22 protein-coding genes are annotated in these 21,390 nt (G+C 63.7%); 11 read left to right on the forward strand and 11 right to left on the reverse strand.

Annotation, left to right across the window (positions count from 1 at the left end):
* Positions 1-68 precede the first annotated feature (68 nt).
* The gene (locus CGK93_RS00650; RefSeq protein ID WP_089593158.1) at positions 69-569 is read left to right on the forward strand and encodes a 2'-5' RNA ligase family protein; all 501 of its coding nucleotides are present in this window, start codon (positions 69-71) and stop codon (positions 567-569) included.
* A 93-nt stretch (positions 570-662) separates the two neighbouring features.
* Here CGK93_RS00650 and pgm read toward each other — a convergent pair whose 3' ends face one another.
* Positions 663-2,336, reverse strand: a complete 1,674-nt coding sequence (gene pgm, locus CGK93_RS00655) for a phosphoglucomutase (alpha-D-glucose-1,6-bisphosphate-dependent) (RefSeq protein ID WP_232481492.1) — start codon at positions 2,334-2,336, stop codon at positions 663-665.
* A gap of 200 nt (positions 2,337-2,536) precedes the next feature.
* Positions 2,537-3,292, reverse strand: coding sequence for an SDR family NAD(P)-dependent oxidoreductase (locus tag CGK93_RS00660; RefSeq protein ID WP_089593160.1), 756 nt, complete (start codon positions 3,290-3,292; stop codon positions 2,537-2,539).
* A gap of 217 nt (positions 3,293-3,509) precedes the next feature.
* Here CGK93_RS00660 and CGK93_RS00665 point away from each other — a divergent pair, with 217 nt between their 5' ends.
* A complete protein-coding gene (locus tag CGK93_RS00665) occupies positions 3,510-4,217 on the forward strand; it encodes a DUF4190 domain-containing protein (protein WP_089593161.1) in 708 nt (235 codons plus the stop codon).
* Between the two features lie 176 nt (positions 4,218-4,393).
* Here CGK93_RS00665 and CGK93_RS00670 read toward each other — a convergent pair whose 3' ends face one another.
* The 3 genes from CGK93_RS00670 to CGK93_RS00680 all read right to left on the reverse strand — a co-directional run bounded on the left by CGK93_RS00670 (position 4,394) and on the right by CGK93_RS00680 (position 8,150).
* Positions 4,394-5,893, reverse strand: coding sequence for a peptide MFS transporter (locus CGK93_RS00670; RefSeq protein ID WP_089593162.1), 1,500 nt, complete (start codon positions 5,891-5,893; stop codon positions 4,394-4,396).
* An 84-nt stretch (positions 5,894-5,977) separates the two neighbouring features.
* Positions 5,978-7,414, reverse strand: coding sequence for an amidase (locus tag CGK93_RS00675; RefSeq protein ID WP_089593163.1), 1,437 nt, complete (start codon positions 7,412-7,414; stop codon positions 5,978-5,980).
* Complete coding sequence (locus tag CGK93_RS00680; RefSeq protein WP_089593164.1) at positions 7,407-8,150, reverse strand: peptidase E; 744 nt, start codon at positions 8,148-8,150, stop codon at positions 7,407-7,409. Before CGK93_RS00680 ends, CGK93_RS00675 begins: the two co-directional genes overlap by 8 nt.
* A gap of 154 nt (positions 8,151-8,304) precedes the next feature.
* Between CGK93_RS00680 and CGK93_RS00685 the strand changes: the two genes are divergently transcribed.
* From CGK93_RS00685 to CGK93_RS00695, 3 genes are all read left to right on the forward strand, one after another.
* Positions 8,305-8,631: a rhodanese-like domain-containing protein gene (locus CGK93_RS00685; RefSeq protein WP_089593165.1), complete on the forward strand. Its 327-nt coding sequence runs from the start codon at positions 8,305-8,307 to the stop codon at positions 8,629-8,631.
* 33 nt (positions 8,632-8,664) lie between these two features.
* Entirely contained in the window at positions 8,665-9,597 is a 933-nt protein-coding gene (gene pheA / locus CGK93_RS00690; RefSeq protein ID WP_089593166.1) for a prephenate dehydratase, read from the forward strand.
* 105 nt (positions 9,598-9,702) lie between these two features.
* Positions 9,703-9,933 carry a hypothetical protein gene (locus CGK93_RS00695; RefSeq protein ID WP_089593167.1) on the forward strand — a complete coding sequence of 77 codons (231 nt, stop codon included), beginning with the start codon at positions 9,703-9,705 and terminating at the stop codon, positions 9,931-9,933.
* On the opposite strand, the gene CGK93_RS00700 is transcribed toward CGK93_RS00695, so the two are convergent.
* Positions 9,930-10,991 (reverse strand): diacylglycerol kinase family protein, encoded by a 1,062-nt coding sequence (locus tag CGK93_RS00700; RefSeq protein ID WP_089593168.1) that lies wholly within the window; start codon positions 10,989-10,991, stop codon positions 9,930-9,932. The two genes, CGK93_RS00695 and CGK93_RS00700, sit on opposite strands and share 4 nt — an antisense overlap.
* Positions 10,992-11,103: 112 nt before the next feature.
* Between CGK93_RS00700 and serS the strand changes: the two genes are divergently transcribed.
* Positions 11,104-12,384, forward strand: coding sequence for a serine--tRNA ligase (gene serS, locus CGK93_RS00705; RefSeq protein ID WP_089593169.1), 1,281 nt, complete (start codon positions 11,104-11,106; stop codon positions 12,382-12,384).
* Here the strand turns inward: serS and CGK93_RS00710 are convergent.
* From CGK93_RS00710 to CGK93_RS00720, 3 genes are read right to left on the reverse strand one after another with little or no spacing between them, the layout of a single operon-like run.
* Positions 12,381-13,121: a class I SAM-dependent methyltransferase gene (locus CGK93_RS00710; RefSeq protein WP_089593170.1), complete on the reverse strand. Its 741-nt coding sequence runs from the start codon at positions 13,119-13,121 to the stop codon at positions 12,381-12,383. The two genes, serS and CGK93_RS00710, sit on opposite strands and share 4 nt — an antisense overlap.
* A gap of 48 nt (positions 13,122-13,169) precedes the next feature.
* Positions 13,170-13,472: a transcriptional regulator gene (locus CGK93_RS00715; RefSeq protein ID WP_089593171.1), complete on the reverse strand. Its 303-nt coding sequence runs from the start codon at positions 13,470-13,472 to the stop codon at positions 13,170-13,172.
* Positions 13,472-13,945: a hypothetical protein gene (locus CGK93_RS00720; RefSeq protein WP_157731557.1), complete on the reverse strand. Its 474-nt coding sequence runs from the start codon at positions 13,943-13,945 to the stop codon at positions 13,472-13,474. Before CGK93_RS00720 ends, CGK93_RS00715 begins: the two co-directional genes overlap by 1 nt.
* Before the next feature lie 221 nt (positions 13,946-14,166).
* Between CGK93_RS00720 and helR the strand changes: the two genes are divergently transcribed.
* The 4 genes from helR (at position 14,167) to CGK93_RS00740 (ending at position 18,651) form a co-directional block, all read left to right on the forward strand.
* Positions 14,167-16,365, forward strand: a complete 2,199-nt coding sequence (gene helR / locus CGK93_RS00725; protein WP_089593173.1) for an RNA polymerase recycling motor ATPase HelR — start codon at positions 14,167-14,169, stop codon at positions 16,363-16,365.
* Positions 16,366-16,438: 73 nt separating this feature from the next.
* Entirely contained in the window at positions 16,439-17,284 is an 846-nt protein-coding gene (locus tag CGK93_RS00730; protein WP_089593174.1) for an HAD family hydrolase, read from the forward strand.
* A 39-nt stretch (positions 17,285-17,323) separates the two neighbouring features.
* Complete coding sequence (locus CGK93_RS00735; protein ID WP_089593175.1) at positions 17,324-18,178, forward strand: helix-turn-helix domain-containing protein; 855 nt, start codon at positions 17,324-17,326, stop codon at positions 18,176-18,178.
* Positions 18,179-18,255: 77 nt separating this feature from the next.
* The gene (locus CGK93_RS00740; RefSeq protein WP_089597078.1) at positions 18,256-18,651 is read left to right on the forward strand and encodes a DUF1761 domain-containing protein; all 396 of its coding nucleotides are present in this window, start codon (positions 18,256-18,258) and stop codon (positions 18,649-18,651) included.
* 19 nt (positions 18,652-18,670) lie between these two features.
* Here CGK93_RS00740 and CGK93_RS00745 read toward each other — a convergent pair whose 3' ends face one another.
* A complete protein-coding gene (locus tag CGK93_RS00745) occupies positions 18,671-19,411 on the reverse strand; it encodes a GAF and ANTAR domain-containing protein (RefSeq protein WP_089593176.1) in 741 nt (246 codons plus the stop codon).
* A gap of 132 nt (positions 19,412-19,543) precedes the next feature.
* Here CGK93_RS00745 and CGK93_RS00750 point away from each other — a divergent pair, with 132 nt between their 5' ends.
* The gene (locus tag CGK93_RS00750; protein WP_089593177.1) at positions 19,544-20,320 is read left to right on the forward strand and encodes a sigma-70 family RNA polymerase sigma factor; all 777 of its coding nucleotides are present in this window, start codon (positions 19,544-19,546) and stop codon (positions 20,318-20,320) included.
* A gap of 21 nt (positions 20,321-20,341) precedes the next feature.
* On the opposite strand, the gene CGK93_RS00755 is transcribed toward CGK93_RS00750, so the two are convergent.
* Complete coding sequence (locus CGK93_RS00755) at positions 20,342-21,304, reverse strand: glycosyltransferase family 9 protein (RefSeq protein WP_089593178.1); 963 nt, start codon at positions 21,302-21,304, stop codon at positions 20,342-20,344.
* Positions 21,305-21,390: the final 86 nt, after the last annotated feature.

A 21,390-nucleotide genomic window follows, 5' to 3' on the forward strand; every position in this document is an offset into this window, starting at 1 on the left:
AGAGATGGTTGGCCGGAAGCCCGAGGGTTGTGAGAGATGGTTGGCCGGCGGGTGGCAAACTAATGCGTATGCGGAACCTCATCTGGGTGGCGTTTACGGAGCCAGTCTCTCCGGGGCTGGTTTTTCCGCGCAGCGACTGGCCGCTGCACATCACGCTGCTAAGGTTCGACGTCGGGACTGACGTGAGTGCCGACGTCGCCGATGTCCTTGCGGACTTGGCCGCAGCGCCCGTCAAGGGAGCGCTGGGTGCGCAGCTGCGAGTGGGCGGAGAGGCGGGTTTCGGGCATATGGGGTCCATCCCGGTCAGTCTCATCGAGCACAACCCGCTGCTTCAGGGGCTGCACGAAGAGATTGTCGAGGCAGCAAAGACAGCAGGCGGGCGCATCGCCACCCCCAACTACATCCTGGACCACTACAGGCCGCACATCTCGCACCACGACGGCAAGCGCCCCAAGTCCGGAGACGTCGTCGTGCTTGACTACGTAGCGCTGGTGGACATGGCGCCCGAAGGTGACCACACCATCCGCCGAGTCCTCAGGCTCTGGACGCAGGACGCGGAAGGCGATTGAAGACACGGAAACGGGCTGAGGACACTCGAATTCAGTTGTCCTCAGCCCGTTTCGGTGGCGCCAGCGGGTATGCGCGTCGCCAGCTAGGCAGAACTAGGCGATAACCCCGTCCACCAGTGCCTTTGCCTCTTCCTGCACCTGCTTCAGGTGGTCCGCGCCCTTGAAGGACTCGGCGTAGATCTTGTAGACGTCCTCGGTGCCGGAGGGGCGGGCCGCAAACCAGGCGTTCTCGGTGACAACCTTCAGGCCGCCGATCGCCGCGCCGTTGCCCGGAGCCTCGGTGAGCTTGGCCGTGATCTCTTCACCCGCAAGGGAAGTCGCGGTGACGTCGGCGGCGGAGAGCTTGCCCAGCTTGGACTTCTGCTCGCGCGTGGCGGCAGCGTCGATGCGGGCGTAAACGGGTGCGCCGAACTGGTCCGTCAGGCCCTTGTACAGCTGTGAAGGAGACTGACCCGTGACCGCGGTGATCTCCGAAGCCAGGAGGGCCAGCAGGATGCCGTCCTTATCCGTGGTCCACACGCTGCCGTCGAGCTTGTTGAAGGACGCTCCGGCAGATTCCTCGCCACCGAAGGCACCTTCGCCGGAGAGCAGGCCGGGCACGAACCACTTGAAGCCCACGGGAACCTCAACCAGCTTGCGGCCTAGTCCACCGGCAACGCGGTCGATGATGGAGGACGAAACGAGCGTCTTGCCCACCACGGACTCCGGGTTCCAGCCGCTGCGGTTCCGGTACAGGTAGTCAATGGCGACGGCAAGGTAGTGGTTCGGGTTCATGAGCCCACCCACCCCATTAACAAGAGGTGTCACGATGCCGTGGCGATCGGCGTCGGCGTCGTTACCTGTGGCGACGTCGTAAGCGGCGGTGCCATCAGCACCAGCGGCCATGCGCTTGATCAGGGACGCCATGGCCGACGGCGACGAGCAATCCATGCGGATCTTCTCGTCCCAGTCGAGGGTCATGAAGGCCCACTGCGGATCGACGGTGGGGTTCACAACGGTGAGGTTGAGCTGGTGGCGCTCGCCGATTTCGCCCCAGTAATCCACGGAGGCGCCGCCCATGGGGTCGGCTCCGATGCGGACGCCGGCGTTGCGGATGGCGTCGAGGTTGAGCACCGAGGGGAGATCGTCCACGTAGCTGCTGAGGAAGTCGAACTTGCCGGTGGTGTCGGCGGCCAAGGCATCGTTCAACGGCATGCGCTTGACGCCACGGAGGCCGTTTTCAAGGAGCTGGTTGGCGCGGTCGGCAATCCATCCGGTGGCGTCGGTGTCTGCCGGGCCGCCGTGGGGAGGGTTGTATTTGAAGCCACCATCGCCCGGCGGGTTGTGGCTTGGGGTGACCACGATGCCGTCGGCCTGGGGAGTGCCCGGACCGGCTTCGCGGTTGTACTTGAGGATGGCGTGGCTTAGTGCCGGCGTCGGGGTGTAACCGTGGCGGGCGTCCACCAGAACGGTCACGCCGTTGGCGGCCAGTACTTCCAGTGCGGAATTCTGTGCCGGCTCGCTGAGGGCGTGGGTATCACGGCCGATGAACAGCGGACCGGTGATGCCCTGGCGTCCACGATATTCGACGATTGCCTGCGTGATCGCAAGGATGTGAGGCTCGTTGAACGATGCCTTCAAGCTGGATCCGCGGTGTCCCGACGTTCCAAACGCCACACGCTGCGCGGGATCACCCAAGTCCGGAGCTACGTCGAAATACGCGTCCAGCAGGGCTGTGATGTCAACAAGGTCCTGGGGAAGGGCAACTGTGCCCGCTCGGCTAGCCATGGGGTCCAGCATGCCAGACCCTCGCGGCTGCTGACAGGAAATGACCGTGTTGAGCGCCCTGTGACGCCGAAAGGCACCCAACTTGCCGCGACCGAAGCCCAGCAACGCGAAGATTAAGCGTTCGTTCAGCGGCGGGTGGTATGGCAAAAAATGCTCCGGCCCGGTTGGTGAAACCGGGCCGGAGCGGTCCAAAACCAGTGCTAGACGGCCGTGTAACCGCCATCGACCAGCACGTAGGAGCCGGTCATGAAGCTGGCCTTGTCGGAAAGGAGGAACGTGGTGACGTTCGCGATCTCATCGGCCTTACCCAGACGACCCAGCGGGTGCTTGGCCTCGAGCCCGTTGATGACTTCCTTCGGGGCGGCGGCCAGCAGGGGAGTGTCGATGTAGCCAGGGCCGATTGCGTTGACGCGGAGACCCTGTGCGCCGTATTCGGCAGCAGCGTTCTTGGTCAAGCCCACCACGGCGTGCTTGGCAGCGGTGTAGGCGGCGTTGCCGGGGGCAGCCACGGCGCCATGGATCGAGGCCATGTTCACAATGGCGCCTTCGGAAGCGCCCGCAGCGAGGATGGCCGGGATCTGATAGCGCATGCCGTACAGGACGCCGCTCAAGTTGATGGCGATGACCCGGTCCCAGTCCTCAATGTCGACGTCGCCCACCGGAGCGCTGGCGCCGCCGATGCCGGCGTTGTTCACGGCGTAGTTGAGGGCGCCGTACGTTTCCACGGCGAAGTCGACGGCCTTCTTGCTGTCTTCAGCCACCGCAGTGTTGGCCTGGAACGGAACTGAAGTGCCGCCGTCGGCCGTGATCTGGTTGGCCACGCGGGTGGCGGCGTCGAAGTTGACGTCAGTAACCACAACCTTGACGCCGTTCTTGGCGAGGTCCTTGCTGATCGCTTCCCCAAGCCCGGAACCGCCGCCGGTGACGAGCGCGGTCTTGCCTTCGAAGTTACCCATGATTCCTCCTTCGCGGGACGAATCCCGCCGATTTCTTTAATGAGCGCTGTTTAAGTCGCTATTCGTATAAACCGAGTCAGACTCGAAAATATTCCATGCTTATGCATGAATCTTCCTGGATGGGTTGTTGTGCCCATGCCATCAGTGCGCGCTGCCTTATGCGGCGCCCCGGACGGCGGTAGTGTTGAGAGCAAAGACCACTTTCAGGGGGATTCCTATGTCAGATCAACCATCCAAGGGCAACGAGGACAAGCCGGCGGGCTACGAACCGCCGCAGTACGTCCCGCCAGCACAGTTCAGCGCACCCGAGTCGAGCGCGCCGGGCCAGGGCGCACCGCACCAGGGAGCACCGGACCAGGGCGCGTCAAGCGAAGGCGCCAACGCCACGCAGCCCCTCCCGCCTTATGAGCAGAGCGCGCACGGGCAGGACTCCTATGCGCAGGACGCGTACACGCACAATGCCCAGGGCCAGAACGACTTCTACGCCCAGCCGCAGCCGCCCGCCAGCGCTTACACGCCGGGCGACTACAGCCAGCAGCCGCCGTCGCCATACGGCCAGCCGCCCAGCCCGTACCAGCAGCAGCAGACATTCGGTCAGCAGCCCTATGGTCAGCAGCCCTACGGCCAGCCGCAGTCACCGTACGGCCAGCCCGCGTACTACGCCATGCAGGCCGAGCCCAAGGGCTTGAGCATTGCCAGCATGTGCTGCGGTATCGCCATCTTTGTTGGGTTCGGATTCTTCATCCTGCCGCAGATCGCCGCGGTGATCCTGGGCCACCTCGGCCTCAAGCGCGAGCCTGCGGGCAAGGGCATGGCAATCGCTGGCTTGGTGATGGGATACATCGGTATTGCGCTGACGGTGATCTTCGGCATCATCTTCTTCGCTGCGATCGGCGCCTCCAGCAGCGGCCGCTACAACTACTAAATAAACGCGTACGACGGCGGCCCTTGCGTCAGGTGGGAAACCCACCGAACGCAAGGGCCGCCGTCGTCGTTTAAGGCCCCTCTGAGCCACCCAAATTCGTAGATGACACAAGATCGGACCAGCGACGCCCGAATGTGGGTGTCGCTGGTCCGTTTGCGTGCCGTAAGCCGGGAAGGCTAGCGAACGCCGCCCATGAGCTTTTTGATAGCGGGCGACGCTGCAGCGAGGCCAACAGCCAAGACCACTGCCACGCTGCCGATGCCCAGGAAGTACGGGAGCTCGTCCTTGGGGTTGTAGAGGCCGGCGAGGATTCCGGCCAGCGTGGTGCCGAGCGAGACGGACAGGAAGAACAGCGCCACCATCTGGGTGTGGAAGGCCTGCGGGGCGAGCTTGGTGCTCACGGACAGGCCGATGGGGGAGAGGAACAGTTCCGCCAAGGTGAACATGAACAGGATGCCGACCAGTGCCAGGAGAGGTGTCTTGCCGTCGCCGGCCAGCGGGATGAACGCAAGGAACGCCAGGCCCATGATGAACAGGCCGGCGGAGAACTTCAGCGGCGAGCTCGGCTGCTTCGAGCCCAGCTTGGTCCACAGGGCAGCCATGACGCCGGCGAAGATGATGATGAACACCGGGTTGATGGACTGGACCCACGCGGCCGGCATTTCCCAGCCGAACAGGTTGCGGTCCAGCTTCTCCTGCGAGTACACAGCGATGAACGTGAACTGCTGCTGGAACAGTGCCCAGAACCCGGCCGATGCGATGAACAACGGGATGAACGCGATCACGCGCTTGCGCTCCACGCCGGTGACCAGCGGGCTGCGGAAGATCAGGAACAGGTAGACCACTGCGGCGCCGATAGCCGCGTAGGCCATGCTGCTGGCCAGGTTGTTGGCGTTGACCAGTCCAGTGCCGAGCAGGACAGCCACCACAATCAGGATGGCCAGGAAGATCAGGCCGTACTTGGTGCGGTCCTTCGCCGGGAGGGGGTTGGGGACGCGGTGTGCTTCCTCGGGGAGCCTCTTGCGGCCCAGCGAGTAGATGACCAGGCCGATCGCCATGCCCACGGCCGCGGCGCCGAAGCCGACGTGGAAGCCGTAGCTCGTCTGAAGCCAGCCGGTGACCAGCGGGCCGATGAGCCCACCGATGTTGATGCCCATGTAGAAGATGGAGAAGCCGGCGTCGCGGCGCTCGTCCTTCTCTCCGTAGAGGCTGCCGACCAGCGCCGTGGCGTTGGCTTTCAGGCCACCGGAACCGATGCCCACCAGCACCAGGCCCGCGATCAAACCCGGAATGCCGGGAAGCAGGGCCAGTGCGATGTGGCCGGCCATGATCATGATGGCTGAGCCGAAAAGGACCTTTTCGGAGCCGAAGAGACGGTCGGCGAGCCAGGCACCGAGGATCGTCGACAGGTAAACGCCACCACCGTACGCGCCCACCAAACCAGCGGCGAGGCCTTGGTCAATGGAGAGACCGCCCTGCTCGGCGGTGAAGTACATGTAGTAGAGCAGGATTCCCTGCATGCCGTAGAAGGAGAATCGCTCCCACATTTCCACGGAGAAGAGGCTGGCCAACATCTTTGGGTGGCCGAAGAATGACGTATCGCCCGCTGGCTTTGCGGACTCAGCCGTGGTTTGAGGTGTGCTCATTTTCTCAATGCTGGCACTGACTGCGGGCATTGTCACATCGATGAATGCCCGGGGCAACCACTTTCCATATGTTAGACGCGCGACTCAGGCAGGCCCAGCGGGCCTCAGTGGCTCTCAGCGGCTCTCGAGGACCGCCGCGAGCTGGAGGAGCACCAGTTCAGATCCCGGCCGGCCAACCAGTTGAATCCCCATCGGCAGGCCGCCCTGCGTCGTGTGCACCGGAATGCTGATCGCCGGGAGTCCGCACACGTTCACCATGGAGGACCACGGCGCGTACTCGCATTGCCGCTTGTAATCCTCGTCTGCGTCACCGGCCCACTCGCTCGGCCAGGGTTCACCACTGTGCCCGCCACCGGTAAACCAGCCGATCGGCCGCGGTGTTTGAGCCAGCGTCGGCATGAGCATCAGGTCCCAGTCCGAGTACTGCGTGATGGTGTCGTGCTCGAACTGACGCAGGAAACTCACGGCCTCGTTGACCTTCAACGCGCTCCGCTGTTGTGCCCGACGCCGGAACGTCCGGGTCAGCGGGGTCAGCAACGCCTCGCGCTGGGGTGCTATCCGGGCACTCCCGACGCCGGCGGTCCAGGCCGTGGTGAAGGCTTCGGGATAGCGGTTGTCGTAGCGGATTTCGGCTTCGGTAACGCTGTGGCCTGCCTTTTCCAGCAGTTTGATCCCCAGGGAGAGGGCGTCCATGGCTTCCTGCTCGATCTGGAATGGGTAGATGCCGGCCCACGGGCTATCCAGCGTCGCTCCGATTCTCAGGGGCTCCGGCGCCTGCCCTACGTTGGCGAGGTATCCGCCGTCGGGTGCTTGATCGCGGGGGACCAGCGCGTCCATCAGCAGCGCTGCATCTGCTGCTGTTTTTGCCAGCGGCCCGGCAACCACCAGCTTGGCGGCGTCTCCCGCGCTGGCACCCGATGGCACCACGCCCCGCCCCGGTTTCAAGCCGACCAGGCCACACGCGCCGGCCGGGATCCGGATGGACCCGCCGCCGTCGGTCCCCGGAGCGAACGGCACCAGGCCCGCGGCCACCGCGGCAGCGCTGCCACCCGACGAGCCACCAGAGCTTCGAGCCAAGGAATGCGGATTGCGCGACGGCGGTGCAACGCGGTTTTCGCTGTAGGCAGTCAGTCCGAACTCTGGAACCTGGGTCTTGCCCAGTGAGATGACGCCGTGCACTTTCAGAGTTGCGGCGAGGGCTCCATCCTCCGGTGCGGGCTTGTGCTCAAGGGCCGCGCTGCCGTGGGTGGTGGGAACGCCGGCAACATCGGTGAGGTCCTTAAAAGCGGTCGGCATGCCATGAAGGGGAGGCAGCTCATTGCGGCGGCCGCTGCGGACAAACTGTGCGTGGAGTTGATCCGCAGACTTGGCGTCTGTCATCGCCTGATCGGCTGTGACAGTAACGAACGCACCCAGCTGCTTGTTCGTGGAGTCTATGGCCGCAAGGAAATGCGAGGTGGCTTCACGGGCAGAGACTTCGCCCGAAGCCAGGGCATCCCGGAGCTCGACAGCCGTCAGCTGCGAGAGGTCCTGCACGGAAGGATCAGCCAAGGAAACGCGACTCCAACCGTTCCTCCACAGCAACAGCATCCACGCTCTCGCCCGCTCCGGCGGTCACCCGGAAGGCAGCCTTGTTCTTCACCTCGGACACCACCTCTACAAGTTCCGTGCCCCGGTAAACCAGCCCGACGCCGTCGTCCGTGCAGTGCGTCTCGCCCAGCGTGCCGTTGGCCACCAGCTGGTGAATGGCAGGCGCGCGGCGCAGTTCTGAGTCATAGTGGACCCCGTTGCCGTACGGGAGGAAGCCCAGGGCGTTGGTGACGGGCTTGAGCTCAGGCCCAAAGGAATCAGTCACGCCGCCTTGGTACCAACAGATGGAGCCTGCGGAAACCCCAGCCAGGACCACGCCGCTTTCCCAAGCCCGCCGCAGAATCCCGTCCAGGCCATGCGCGCGCCAGACGGCCAGCAGATTCACCACGGACCCGCCATTGACCCACACCACGTCCTGCTCCAGGAGATGGGCCTCCGGGTCCTCGATGTTGGGCATGGTGAACAGGTTGAGGTGGCTGAAATCGAACCCTGCGATGCGGGCGGCTTGGTCCATTTCCGCGGCCCACCATCGCTGGTCACCGGAGGCGGTACCGATGTGTGTGACTCGCGGCGAACGGCCAGTGACGCCGGACAGCTCCACGGCGTAATGCATCAGGTGGTTGAACTCGATCCTGGTCCGATCGCCGGGTTTATAGCCGCCGGATGTCGCCAGAATGGTGGGGTGCCCAGCAGCCATGGGGTACTCCTAACGCGCGGGTGGTGGGGAGTGCTTGGGTCCCAGTCTTAGCGTCCCGACGTCGGGAAGCAAGCGCGGTCCGCCTGTGAAGTTACGGTGCCACGCGGCGGGGACTAGGCTGGATCCTGGACTTAATCGATGGGAAGGGACCGCCATGAGCGACTTCGATACCGTGCCTGTGGGCGATATTCCGGCCGACGCCAGCATTCTGGACGTCCGCGAAGACTACGAGTGGGTGGCAGGCCATGCCGAAGCTGCGCGCCACATCCCCATGGACCAGCTTCCGGCACGCCTGGACGAGCTTGATCCGGACGACGACCTCTTTGTCATCTGCCGCACCGGTGGTCGCTCTTTCCGAGCCGTGCAGTGGCTCGTGGGTCAGGGTTACTCTGCCGTGAACGTAGCAGGGGGCATGGACATGTGGTTCGAGACCGGCAAGCCGATGGTGTCCGACAACGGACTGAAGCCGGTTGTTCTCTAACCCGCGTATATAACCAGCAAGGAATATCTTCAGATGTCGCCAGTGACGTACACGTTCCTCGGCCCCGAGGGCACCTTCACCGAGGCTGCCCTCATGCAAGTGCCGGGTGCTGCTGACGCCGCGCGGATTCCCTGCACCAACGTCAACACAGCCCTGGATCGGGTCCGGGCCGGCGAGGCTGACGCGGCCATGGTCCCCATCGAGAACTCGGTGGAGGGCGGGGTCACGGCCACCTTGGACGCGATCGCCACAGGCCAGGAGCTCCGGATCATCCGTGAGGCCCTTGTACCCATCACCTTCGTGCTCGTGGCGAGGCCCGGCGTCGAACTTTCCGACATCAAGCAAATCTCGACGCACGGCCACGCTTGGGCACAGTGCCGCCTGTGGGTGGATGAACACCTTCCGAACGCCGATTACGTTCCGGGGTCGTCGACGGCGGCCTCCGCCATGGGTCTGCTGGAGGATGATGCGCCGTACGAAGCCGCCATTTGTGCCCCGTTGGTCGCTGCGGAACAACCCGGCCTGAACGTTCTGGCGGAGGACATCGGCGACAACCCCGAGGCCGTCACTCGGTTCATCCTGGTGAGCCGGCCCGGTGTCCTTCCGGACCGAACCGGAGCTGACAAGACCACCGTTGTTGTGCCGCTGCCTGAGGACCACCCCGGCGCGCTCATGGAGATCCTGGATCAGTTCGCGTCCCGCGGAGTGAACCTCAGCCGCATCGAATCCCGGCCCACCGGACAGTATCTGGGCCACTACTTCTTCAGCATCGACGCAGACGGCCACGCCACGGATTCACGGGTAGCCGACGCCCTCGCCGGCCTGCACCGCATCAGCCCGGCCACGCGGTTCCTGGGCTCCTACGCCCGCGCCGACGAACAGCCGGCCGTGGTGGCCCCGCACACTTCCGACGCCGCCTTTGCCTCGGCACACGCGTGGGTTGAGTCGATCCTCAAGGGCTCCTAGGCGCTGTCCACAGTGTGGAATGCGTGCTCTTTCGCAGTCATGCTTCTGTGCGTATGCTTGCCTGATCCATCAACGATGGCTGAATGCCAAATGAAGGGAGCGGTCATGACTGTCCACAGCGATGACAAAGACGGCCAGGGCATGATCGTCAATCCCAAGCCCTCAAGTGAAAACAAAGATGACTGGGACGGCGACGACGCTGACCGTGCGGATCGCCTGCGCTTCGAAGAGGAGCAGGCCATGATCAAGGAGCAGTCCGAGGCCCGGGCAGCAGCCAAGGCAGCGGCTGAAGAAGCCGGGAAAAACGCGGCACAACCCGAAAAGGGCACTGTCTAAACAGTTTTGGCCTTGGGCACGCGCACCAGCAGGGACCCTGGCGCCACCTGGACGGTGACCGTTGTAGCCTCACCCGAGGGGTCGCCGTCGAGCTGTGTTGCCATGGGTTCCTGGCTGCGGATGACAACCTTGCCGGAGCGGTAAAAGCTCATCATCGGCAGGTTCGCGTTGTGTTTGAAGAGGACCTTGGTGTACATGGCGAGCCAGCCGAATGCGCTGCGGGGACTCATGACCACAATGTCCAGCATGCCGTCATCCACCATGGCCTGGGGGATGAAATCGATGCCGCCGGGGATCAAACCACAGTTGGCAAACAGTACGCTGCGGATCTTCCGGGCCTGCTCGGGCTGGTCATCCATGGTGATGGTGACGCGCTTGCGGCGGCCGGGAAGGTGGCGGACTCCGGCTTCGGTGTAGGCCAGCCAACCGACGCTTTTCTTGAGTCTGTCCTTGGTGTCGCCAACAACTTCTGCGTCCAGGCCCATGCCGGCGATGACCAGGAACGTGTGCTCGGCGGACTCGCCGGTGATGTCGTTGTCCACGCCCATGGTGGCGGTATCGATGTAGCGCTGGTGGCCGAACAGCGCCACCTGGATGCAATCCTCAAGGTCCGTGACGTTCAAATCCACGTTGCGCGCCAGCAGGTTCCCGGTGCCCAGTGGGATGAGGCCCATGGCAACGTTCTTGTGCGCCAGTGACTCTGCCACCACGCGCACTGTACCGTCGCCGCCGCACGCCAGAACGACGTCGGCCCCGTACGCCAGAGCCTCCCGGGACTGGCTGTAGCCGGGATCCTCCACGGTGGTTTCGTAGAATTTGGGGGCGTCCCATCCCGCGAGGTCGCAGGCGTCCACGATGGCCTGCCGGGCCGCATCCGCGTTGTTCTTGATGGGGTTCAGGATGACTGCCACCCGCTGGTCCCCGGCGCCGGGTTTGTGTGTATCCTCCCGAACAGCGCTTCTGATGTGCCGGGCTCTCAACCGGCGCACACCCCACCAACTGAAGACGGCAAAGGCCACGCCCCCAGCGAGAATCACGTACAGGATCCAGTCGCTCATGGTGCTCCAACACTATCCTCCTGGGCAGGTCCCTCTGTGCCGCGTCTCCGGGACGGGTGACCTTTGCCCGCTGCGCGCCGGAAATCCGCAGCGGATTCGATACTCTTGTCTGGTGATCGACGTAAAAGACCTCAGCGAAAATCCGGACAAGTTCCGTGCCAGCCAGCGCGCCCGTGGCGCCGACGAGTCCGTTGTGGACGCGATCATCTCCGCTGACTCCGATCGCCGTGCCGCGCTGATCCGCCACGAAACGCTCCGCGCAGAGCAAAACGCTTTCGGCAAGAAGGTGGCGCAGGCCAAGGGCGAGGAAAAGCAGGCGCTGCTTGCCGAGGTCAAGGAACTGGCCAACTCGGTCAAAGCCGCTGCTGCCGAAGCGTCAGCCGCCCAGGCAAAGCAGGAAGAACTGCTCCGGGTCATCCCCAACCTCGTGGTGGACGGTGTCCCCGAGGGTGGCGAGGACGACTACGTTGTGGTCAAGACTGTTGGTACTCCGCGCGAATTCACGGACTTCGAGCCGAAGGACCACCTGGAAATCGGTGAACTGATTGGCGCGATTGACATGGAACGCGGCGCCAAGGTTTCCGGCTCGCGTTTCTACTTCCTCCGCGGCGTAGGCGCCCGGCTGGAAATGGCTCTCCTGCAGATGGCCATGGAGCAGGCCATCGACGCCGGCTTCGTCCCCATGATCACCCCCACTTTGGTGCGCCCGGAGACCATGCAGGGTACCGGTTTTGATGTCAAGCACGACGCCGAGATCTACCGTCTCGCTGAAGACGACCTTTACCTTGTGGGAACCTCGGAGGTGGCCCTCGCCGGCTACCACGCAGACGAGATCCTGGACCTCTCCGCAGGCCCCATCCGTTACGCGGGCCAGAGCTCCTGCTACCGCCGTGAGGCCGGTTCGCACGGCAAGGACACCCGCGGCATTATTCGCGTGCACCAGTTCAACAAGGTGGAGATGTTCATCTACACCACAGTTGAGGAAGCAGCTGCCGAGCACGAGCGCCTGCTCGCGTGGGAAGAGGAAATGCTGGCCAAGTGCGAGCTTCCCTACCGCGTGATCGACACTGCCGCCGGCGACCTCGGCATGTCCGCGGCCCGCAAGTTCGACTGTGAAGCGTGGGTCCCCACCCAGAACGCCTACCGCGAGCTCACCTCGACGTCCAACTGCACCACGTTCCAGGCGCGTCGCCTCAACATCCGCGAACGAGTGATCAATGACGAAGGTGTTGCCAAGGGAACCCGGGCCGTGGCCACGCTGAACGGCACCCTGGCCACCACGCGCTGGATCGTTGCCATCCTTGAGCACCACCAGAACCCGGACGGCTCCGTCAACGTTCCCAAGGCGCTGCAGAAGTACCTTGGCGGGCTTGAGGTTCTGCCGGTTCTCTAGCGGGGCTTGCGGGCAAGCACGATCAGCTCGCCTTGCCCGCTGCCGACGTCCTCGCCGGCCCAGCCGCCGAAGAGGTGTTCAACCGTGAAGCCTGCCGAGTCTAGATCGTGGCGGAGCTGATCTTCCGTGCGGAACGCCAGGACCGAGGTCTCGGTTTCCTCGGTGCTCCCGTTCAGCATCCGGTGCTCGGTCAGCGCAACGAGCCCGCCAAGCTGTGGATCACACTCCATCCACGTTTCCAGGGCAGTGCCGTCGGGGAGGGTGTAGCGCTGCAGCGTCTTCGCTGGGGTCCAGTGGTCCCAGGCCTTGGCCTCCGGGTCGCGGGAATCGAAAGCCAACCGGCCTCCGGGGACGAGCACACGGTTGATGTCGGCAAGCGTTCGGGACCAGTCGCCGTCGTCGTTTATCGCTTGAGCCACGTGCGCCGTCATGATCGCTACGTCAAAGGCAGCTTCGTGGGGTATCGCCGCCGATGTCCCGTCCAACCATGTGACGCCTTCAGCCCCGGGTTTCCTTCGCGCAGCCGCAAGGGAGCCAGGGTTGGGGTCGATGCCAACAACGGCATGACCAGCCGCGGCAACCGCAAGGGTGATCCGACCGGTGCCGCAGCCCAGATCCAGCACCCGGCTGTTCGGCCGCTCATTCACGAAAGCCAGGAAAAAGTCGTCATCCGCGGCCCACTGATTCTCCGCGTCGTAGAGGGCTGACAGCTGAGCTCCGGTCATTCGAGAAGACATCCGCCCACCCTACAACTTAGGGGCGGCTGGACGCCCTGTTGCTCGTGCCTACTGAGGCAGCTGATCGGCGCTGGCGGCTAGTTGCCGCAGTTCTTCAATGTGTGCCTTAAAGGCACGCTGACCTTCCTTTGTCAGATGGACCCATGTGCGGGTACGTGTGTTGACTGACCCTTTACGGAGGCCAGCGAAGCCGGCCTGCTCCAGCACCTTCAAGTGTTTACTCAACACGGAATCGCTGAGATGAAGAGCGTCGCGGACGACACTGAACTCCACCTCTCCTGCACCGGCAAGAAGTGCGCAGATCCGCAGACGGGTAGGAACATGAATCACCTCGCTGAAGCCGGCACCCATCAGCGCCCGGTCTCCATCCAGCGTGCCAGTTTGGCCTCCATCGCAGGTCCCGCAACGACTGTGAGAACGAATGCCAAGATGGCGGCCGCGTAGGCAATCCAATCGGCGTCACTCACAGCGTGAAGGGCGAGGGCGCCAGCGACGATGGTCGCAAAGGCGGCAAGATAGACCAATCCGAGCGCCCGGCTCCCGCGGTGCGTGTAGACATCCACGAGCACCCGTGTGTGGGTGGACTGCAAGAGCGGGAGAAGGCAAAAGATGATCGCCGAGACGCCGAGGGCTACCGGCGCCCATGGATACGTCCCGAAGAGCACCAACCCGAGGATGAACAATGCCATGCCCAAACCTTGGGCGGGGTACAGCCATGCCGGCGAGCCCACAAAAGGCCCCAAGGCTCGCTGCGATTCGGAAACGGCGAGCAATGCCTGTCGCGCTTCCTCTGGACTTGGTTGTGGTCCGCTGTCGTGTGCCATGACTTCAACCTAGACTTTCCGCAATGGAAAGACAAAACTTTCCGTTGCGGAAAGTTCCACCCGGGCATCGTGTGATCCGCGGGAAAACGGGCACAAAAAAGGAAGGGAATGATCCCTTCCATACTCAATCTATAACGCACCCTGGGGCTTGCGGCAAGGCCCCCTACGTGCCGAACAATTGGTCCACGAACCCCATCGCCCAGAGAAAAGGGAGTCGTGCCATGCCCGAAACCAGCCCCGTAGAAACCAGTGCCTTTGCCCTGCCTGCGCACCTTTCCCGCAAGGCCGATCCGAAGCTGATCAGCACCGACGAGCAGCAGTTCGAAGCCATCGAAGCCAGCCTGTCTGAGTCCATGGAGGAGTTGTCAGCCCGTCTTGACGCCGCGCGAAAGCAGCCCCGCAGCCGAGGCCAGGCCGCCTTGGACCGGGACCAGGAAATTCACCGGATCACCGCGCGGCTGCGGGCCCTGCGTCGGTTCGGCCTGGATCTTTGCTTGGGCCGTATGGTCACCGCTGACAATCCGGAGCCCACCTACATAGGACGGCTGGGACTCAATGACACAGAGGGCCGCCGGCTCCTGATCGATTGGCGCTCGCCGGCAGCGGAGCCCTTCTTCGGAGCGACCCACGCCCACCCGATGGGCTTGGTAAGCCGCCGCCGCTACCGCTGGACCAGGGGGCGAATCACTGACTACTGGGACGAAGTATTCACGGCGGACGGCTTGGAAAGCAACGCTGCCCTGGATGACCAATCCGCCTTCATCGCCAGTTTAGGCAGCAGTCGCTCGGCTCGGATGCGGGACGTGTTGGGGACGATTCAAGCTGACCAGGACCAGATCATCCGCGCCGGCTCCCGCGGTGCCTTGGTGGTGGACGGCGGTCCCGGTACCGGTAAGACTGTGGTCGCCTTGCACCGCACGGCATACCTGCTCTATTCGGATCCCCGCCTGGGTCGCCGCGGTAACCACCGTAGGAGCGATGTCCTGTTCGTCGGCCCGCACCAGCCCTATCTCGCCTACGTTGCGGACGTTCTTCCCAGCTTGGGCGAAGAGGGAGTGCAGACCTGCATGCTGAGGGACCTGGTCCCGGAAGGTGCCACGGCCGTCGTCGAAAGTGATCCCGACGTGGCTCGGCTGAAGTCGTCCGTGGAGATGGTGAAAGCGATTGAGTCCGCGGTGAAGTTCTACGAGGCGCCGCCGACTGAAGGCATGGAGGTTGAGACGCCCTACGCCGACGTCTGGCTCAGCAGTGACGACTGGGCCGAGGCCTTTGATGCCGCAGAGCCCGGCACCCCGCACAACGAAGCACGCGACGACGTGTGGGAGGCGCTGCTGGAAATCCTCATGGACAAGCTGGCCGGGCACGACGTTCCCACGAGCTTGCTCCGCAGGGTGTACGCCCACCATGAGGAGCTGCGGGCAGCATTCGCCAAGGCATGGCCCCTCCTCGATTACGGGGCGCTGGTGGCCGACCTCTGGCGCGTACCTGCCTATCTGCAGCTGTGTGCACCATGGCTTCTGCCCGATGAAAGGGCGATACTGCGGCGTCAAGACCAGGAGGAATGGACGACGGCGGATCTGCCGCTTTTGGACGCAGCCCGCCAACGCTTGGGCGACCCTGAAGCTTCCCAACGCAGGCGGAAGCAGGAAGCAGCGCTGGCCGCAGAACGGGAGCTGATGGACCGGGTTGTAGATGACCTGGTTGCAGCTGACGACTCAGAAAACCTGGAGATGTACATGTTGCGGGGCGATGACATGCGGGACAAACTGGTGGGCGGTGATACGGTGCCCGCAGTTGACCCCGATGTCCTGGCAGGACCGTTCGCGCACATAGTGGTGGACGAGGCCCAGGAGTTGACCGACGCTGAGTGGCGGATGCTGCTTCTTCGCTGCCCTTCGCAGAGCTTTACGGTGGTGGGGGACCGCGCCCAAGCCAGGCACGGGTTCACTGAGACCTGGGAGGAACGCCTGGAGCGTGTAGGCCTGGGGGCCGTTACCGTGGCCAGCCTCAGCATCAACTACCGCACGCCGGAAGAAGTCATGGCGGAAGCTGCGCCGGTCATCAGGGCCGCCCTCCCGGACGCCAACGTACCTGTTTCAGTCCGCAGCACTGGCCTCCCCGTGCGCCGTGGAACAGTACGGGAACTACAGTCCATCCTGGATACGTGGCTCGCTGAAAACCCGGAGGGCACGGCCGCCGTCATCGGCCTGCCGGATGGGACAGCAGTGAACCAGACCTTGGATCGCGTCAGCTGGCTTACTCCTGGGTTGTCCAAGGGCCTGGAGTTCGACCTCGTGGTCCTCATCGATCCGGCCGGGTTCGGCGCCGGCATTGAAGGCGCCGTGGACCGGTACGTGGCCATGACGCGCGCCACCCGGCAACTCGTGATCCTGGGGAGCAACGGGCAGCCACTCGAATGATTCATTGTCCGTTAATCCACAGCTGTGGCGCCGGTCCTAGTTCAGTGTCGGAGGTGTCTGCTCTACTGTAAGCATGACTATTTTGACTGATACTCCAGTTGCTGGCATCGATGACCAGCCAAATAACAACAACAACCTCATGGTCGCCTTGGACGTTGACGGCACCCTGGTTGACCACGACGGCCACATGTCACCGGGTGTTCGCTCTGCTGCGCAGGCAGTGGTTGCCAGCGGCCACGACGTCATGATCGCCACGGGCCGCTCACTCAACGCGACGCTGCCCATCATTGAACAAATCGGCCTCGAGCGAGGTTACGCAGTGTGCTGCAATGGCGGCGTGACACTTCGACTGGATCCCTCGCTGGACAAGGGCTACGAGATCATCCACAAGGCAACCTTCGATCCCGCACCGGCGCTGAAGGCCCTGCGCGAACGGCTGCCCAACGCCAAGTACGCGCTGGAGGACGAGGACGGCAACTTCCTCTCCACCGAGCGCTTCCAGGATGCCAGCTTCGGCGTGGAGTCCATCGGCGTGGACTTTCAGACCATGTTGGATGCCACTGCGGTCCGCGTGGTGGTCTTCAGCAGCGAGAACACCTCGGATGAGTTCAACGAGGCCATCAAGCACATCGGACTTTCCGGCGTGACCTACTCGGTGGGCTGGACCGCCTGGCTGGACATCGCCGCGGAGGGTGTCACCAAGGCAAGCGCCCTGGAAGCCCTGCGTCGGAAGCTCGGCACGGACCGGGCCAACACGGTGGCCGTCGGTGATGGCCGCAACGACATCGAGATGCTCACCTGGGCCGGCCGGGGCATTGCCATGGGCCAGGCCCCTGACGAGGTACTCGCCGTTGCGGATGAGGTCACCGCGTCAGTGCTCGACGACGGCGCCGCTCAGGTTCTGCGCGGCCTGCTGTAACTGCGCATTAACGGGCGGCGGGGTACCTAGACTGGGGCTGTGTTCTACGAAGAGTGCCCCGCGCCGCCCGGACTGCAGCCGTTCGTTACCCAGCTGTGGTTTGTCCGTGCTCAGCCACAAGCCCGCTACGAGAAGATCCTCCCCGGACCTTCGGCGCACCTGATTCTGAATCTGTCCGACCCATACCGGCTGATCACCCCATCTGAGGGTGGAACAGCCCCCACCCTGTCGGAAGCCGGTGCCACTGAAGTTTCCACGGGCTTCTACGCGGGCCTGCAACGCAGTTATGTCATCAGTGAAAACCCGGATCAGCTCTTCAACATTGGTGCCCGCCTGACTCCCTATGGACTGGCAGCGTTCACCAACCGGCCGCCGTCGGAATTTCAGAACCGGGTGGTGGATGCTGAAAGCATCTTTCCTGGCTTTTCTGAGCTCCGGTCCCAGCTGATCAACGCAGAGCCCGAACAGGCCTTCACGGCACTGGCAACTTTTCTGGAATCGCAGCTCAGGCCGGGATACACAGCCGACCCCCGGACACTGCACGCCGTGGAAAAACTGGCCAAAGTGGACGTTGAAATCAGCGTGGTGGCGGCGGGACTGGGAATCAGCGCATCCACGCTGGAGCGCATCATGACGCGGGACTGTGGAACCACGGCCAAGGCTTATTCGGACGTGTGCCGGTTCAGCAGGCTCGTGAACCAGGCGGCGGCCCTGCCCATGGGCTCCATCCCGGGCCGGGAACTCCTTCACCTGGCCGACTACTACGACCAGCCCCATCTGATCCGGTCTTTCAGGCGCTTCAGTGGTTTCACTCCCACCGAGTACCTTCAGGTGGTGCAGAACTACGGCGCGGAATATGCCACGTTTGTTCCGCTCGAGGAAGTAGCCGGATAGCCTGCGGGTTTTTTACAAGACCAGTGGCTTGACCGGGCGTAATGTCCATTCAGGAACTCACCTTGGAGAGGACACTGATGGACGTTCAGATCAATTGGCTCGCTGTGTTGTTGGCTGCGTTGGCCACGTTCGTGGTGGGTGGGCTTTGGTACTCGTTGTTGTTCGCCAAGCCGTGGCAGAAGGCGGCCGGGGTGAGCGATGAACAGTTGAAGTCCGGAACGGCCCGCGTCTTTGTGGGCTCATTCCTTCTGGCGGCTGTGATGGCCGTTTTCCTGGCAGCGTTCATTGGCCGGGGCGGGTTCGCGTTCGGGATCTTTGCCGGGCTGGCCGCAGGCTTGGGATGGGTGGCAACAGCGCTGGGCGTGAATTACCTGTTCGAGCGCCGTAGCCTCACGCTTTTCGCCATCAACGGAAGCTACAACGTAGTCACTTTCACGGTGATGGGCGCCATCATCGGAGCCATGCAGGGCTAGCGCTCCATAGGAACAAGGACTACTTGAACACCGTCTGGACCGGCCCTCCGCCGGCGGACTCAACAATGGCTTGCGCAACCACCCGCAGCTTGACGTTCCGGTTGCTGGAGGCCTTTTTGATGAGTTCCATTGCATCCTCCTGGGTGCAGCGGTTCTGGGCGATGATGATGCCGGTGGCAATGTCGATCACCGTCCGCGATTCCATGGCTGCCCTCAGGTTGGCGGCGGTTTGGCTGTGTTGGGCAATCAACACGGCCAGCTGGAGACCCTTCGAGGCCTGCTCAACGTAGTCGTTGGCGCGCTGCACGGCCGCTTGGTCGAAGGCGTTGGGGCGGTCGGAATACAAGTTGAGGCCTGCCCGGGAAGTGTCGTCCGGAAGCGGGAAGGGAACCGCCAGCACGGAGCGAAGCCCATGGCCGGTGATGGCCTCGATATATTCCGGCCAGGTGTTGTCCTTCTCAAAGTCGGGAATATGGACCTGGGTGCCCTCGCGGCAGGCGTGGAGGCAGGGCCCGTCGGCAAACGCGTACTGGACCTCGTCCAGTTGCCTTGCGCGTTCGCTGCTGCTGGCCACGGTGCCGGCTGTCCGGTGACGCATGAGGGTGATGCCGCAGTAGACCTCGTGGTCGGGATTGCTGAACATACTGGCCGAGTGCCGGGCCAACTCCTCGAGGAACGCCTCGACGTCAGGCGTGTTCAGCAGCAAGTCCTGGATATCGGCCAGGACCGTACTCGGCTCTGCGAGTTGTGGTTCTTCCATTTAAATCTCCGATTCGGTGGACGCGGCTACCTTTTGAGCCTAACCCCGTTGAAAGCTAATAGTAAGTGTGCTTCTCTTTTTAAGGAGTCTTGCCGTGGGCTCACTTTCAGCCGGTCAGAGGATTGAAGCCCCATGGGACAGACCCAACAACTTGGCCTCCATAACAGGACCTCCGCAGGAAAGCCCGAAGGCAGCATTCGCCAGAGCTTTCAAGACAGCCTGGTCCTGGACCACCTCAATCTGGCCAAGGCCATCGCCGCCAGATACTCAGCGCACACGCACGACCTCGACGACGTCAGGCAGGTCGCGTACATGGGCCTCATCAAAGCGTCCCGCGGCTACGACGAGTCCAAGGGCGTCAGTTTCCCTGCGTACGCCGCCCCCACCATCGCCGGGGAGGTCAAACGATATCTCCGCGACCATTGCTGGGTTGTCCGTCCGCCGCGGACCATCCAGGACGTGCGGCGACAAGTGCTGGCGCGGACGGAGGAATTGACCCAAACCCTGCAGCGGACGCCTTCCCCGGAGGAAGTTGCCGAGGATCTGCATCTGGAACCATGCCAGGTACGCGAGGCGCTCATGGCCGGAACCAGCAAGCGCCCGGATTCCCTGGACGCCCCGGCATCCGATGGCCGGGACGGCCTGCAGGGCACCCTTTCCGCCTTCGGCTGCCCGACGGACCGGCTCGAGGACGTGCTGGCCCTGCGCAACGCCATCCGGGAACTGAGCCCGGAGGACCGCCACCTGCTGTACAGGCGCTACTACCGCGAGGAAACGCAGTCCACCATCGCCGAGGCCTTGGGGATGTCGCAAATGCAGGTATCGCGCAAGCTCTCCAAGATCCTGGTGTCCCTCCAAACCCAACTGCTGGACGAAGAGGCCCACCTGCAGGACGGGACGGCTCCCTGACAAGTAGCAGTCAAGAGCCGGCTAGCAGCCCAGCCGCTCCACGGCGTCCATCACGTCGCCGACGTTGACGGCCAAAAGTGCCGGATCAGGATCGGCGGAGAACACGTCACCACGGCGGAGTTCGACGGCGGTAAGCACCACATGCGGTCCCGGCGGCGGACCCCACTCTTCGGCCGGCGCCGGTCCGAACAGCACCACGGACGGACGTCCGTAGGCGGATGCCAGGTGTGCCGCGCCGGTGTCGGCCGAAACTACCAACCGGGCTTCGGCAATGGTGGCCGCGAATTCGGCGAGGCCCTGCCGCCCGGCCAGCAAGCCGCCGTCGAGGTTTGCTCCTTTGAGCCTCGCCAAAGCGGCAGTCTCCTCTGCCCGGACGCGCTCGGAAGTGCCGCCCGTGAGGACAACTTGGTGCCCTGCCGCAGCGAGCTGGACGGCAACGTCCGCGAACCGCTCCACCGGCCACAAGCGGCTGCCATAGGCCGCACCCACGTGGATCACGGTGGCACCGGGACGCGGCGACGGAACAACTGGACGGTTCAACCGGTAGTCCAGCGGATCGGCGTCGATGCCGTGCCAGTCCAGCAGCCGGGTCCAGCGCTCGCGTTCGGGGATCCCGGTGATCCACGCTGGTCCATCGATCCCCGGTGACTCATGGGCAATCACCCTGTTGGCCTGCAACTCCTCGATCCGGAGCCGGCTCTCAGGACCATTTCCGTGCAGGTTGACCGCGATGTCCACGGTTCCGCCGGGGATGGTCAAGGGATCATCGAGCCCCGGCGTCGGCAGATGGTGGATACCGCCCACCAGCTCCACGGCCTCGGCGATCCAGGCAGGCGCGGCGTACAGGATCCGGTGCTCGGGAAAGGCCCTGCGCAGGCCACGGAGTGCCGGAACTGCGACAAGGAGGTCGCCGAGTTTTAAAGCCCGCAGGGCAAGCAGCACGGGCTGATCTTTGCTCAAGTAACTGTCCGAAGCTGTGGTCATAGTGGCCTCCCGCTAGGAGTCTAACGGCACCAAACTTCTCACCGCCGCACTGTTTAGCGTCCGGAGAACCGGGGAACGTTGCGGGT

It is taken from the genome of Arthrobacter sp. YN (assembly GCF_002224285.1).
In the GTDB taxonomy this organism is placed as follows: Bacteria; Actinomycetota; Actinomycetes; order Actinomycetales; family Micrococcaceae; genus Arthrobacter.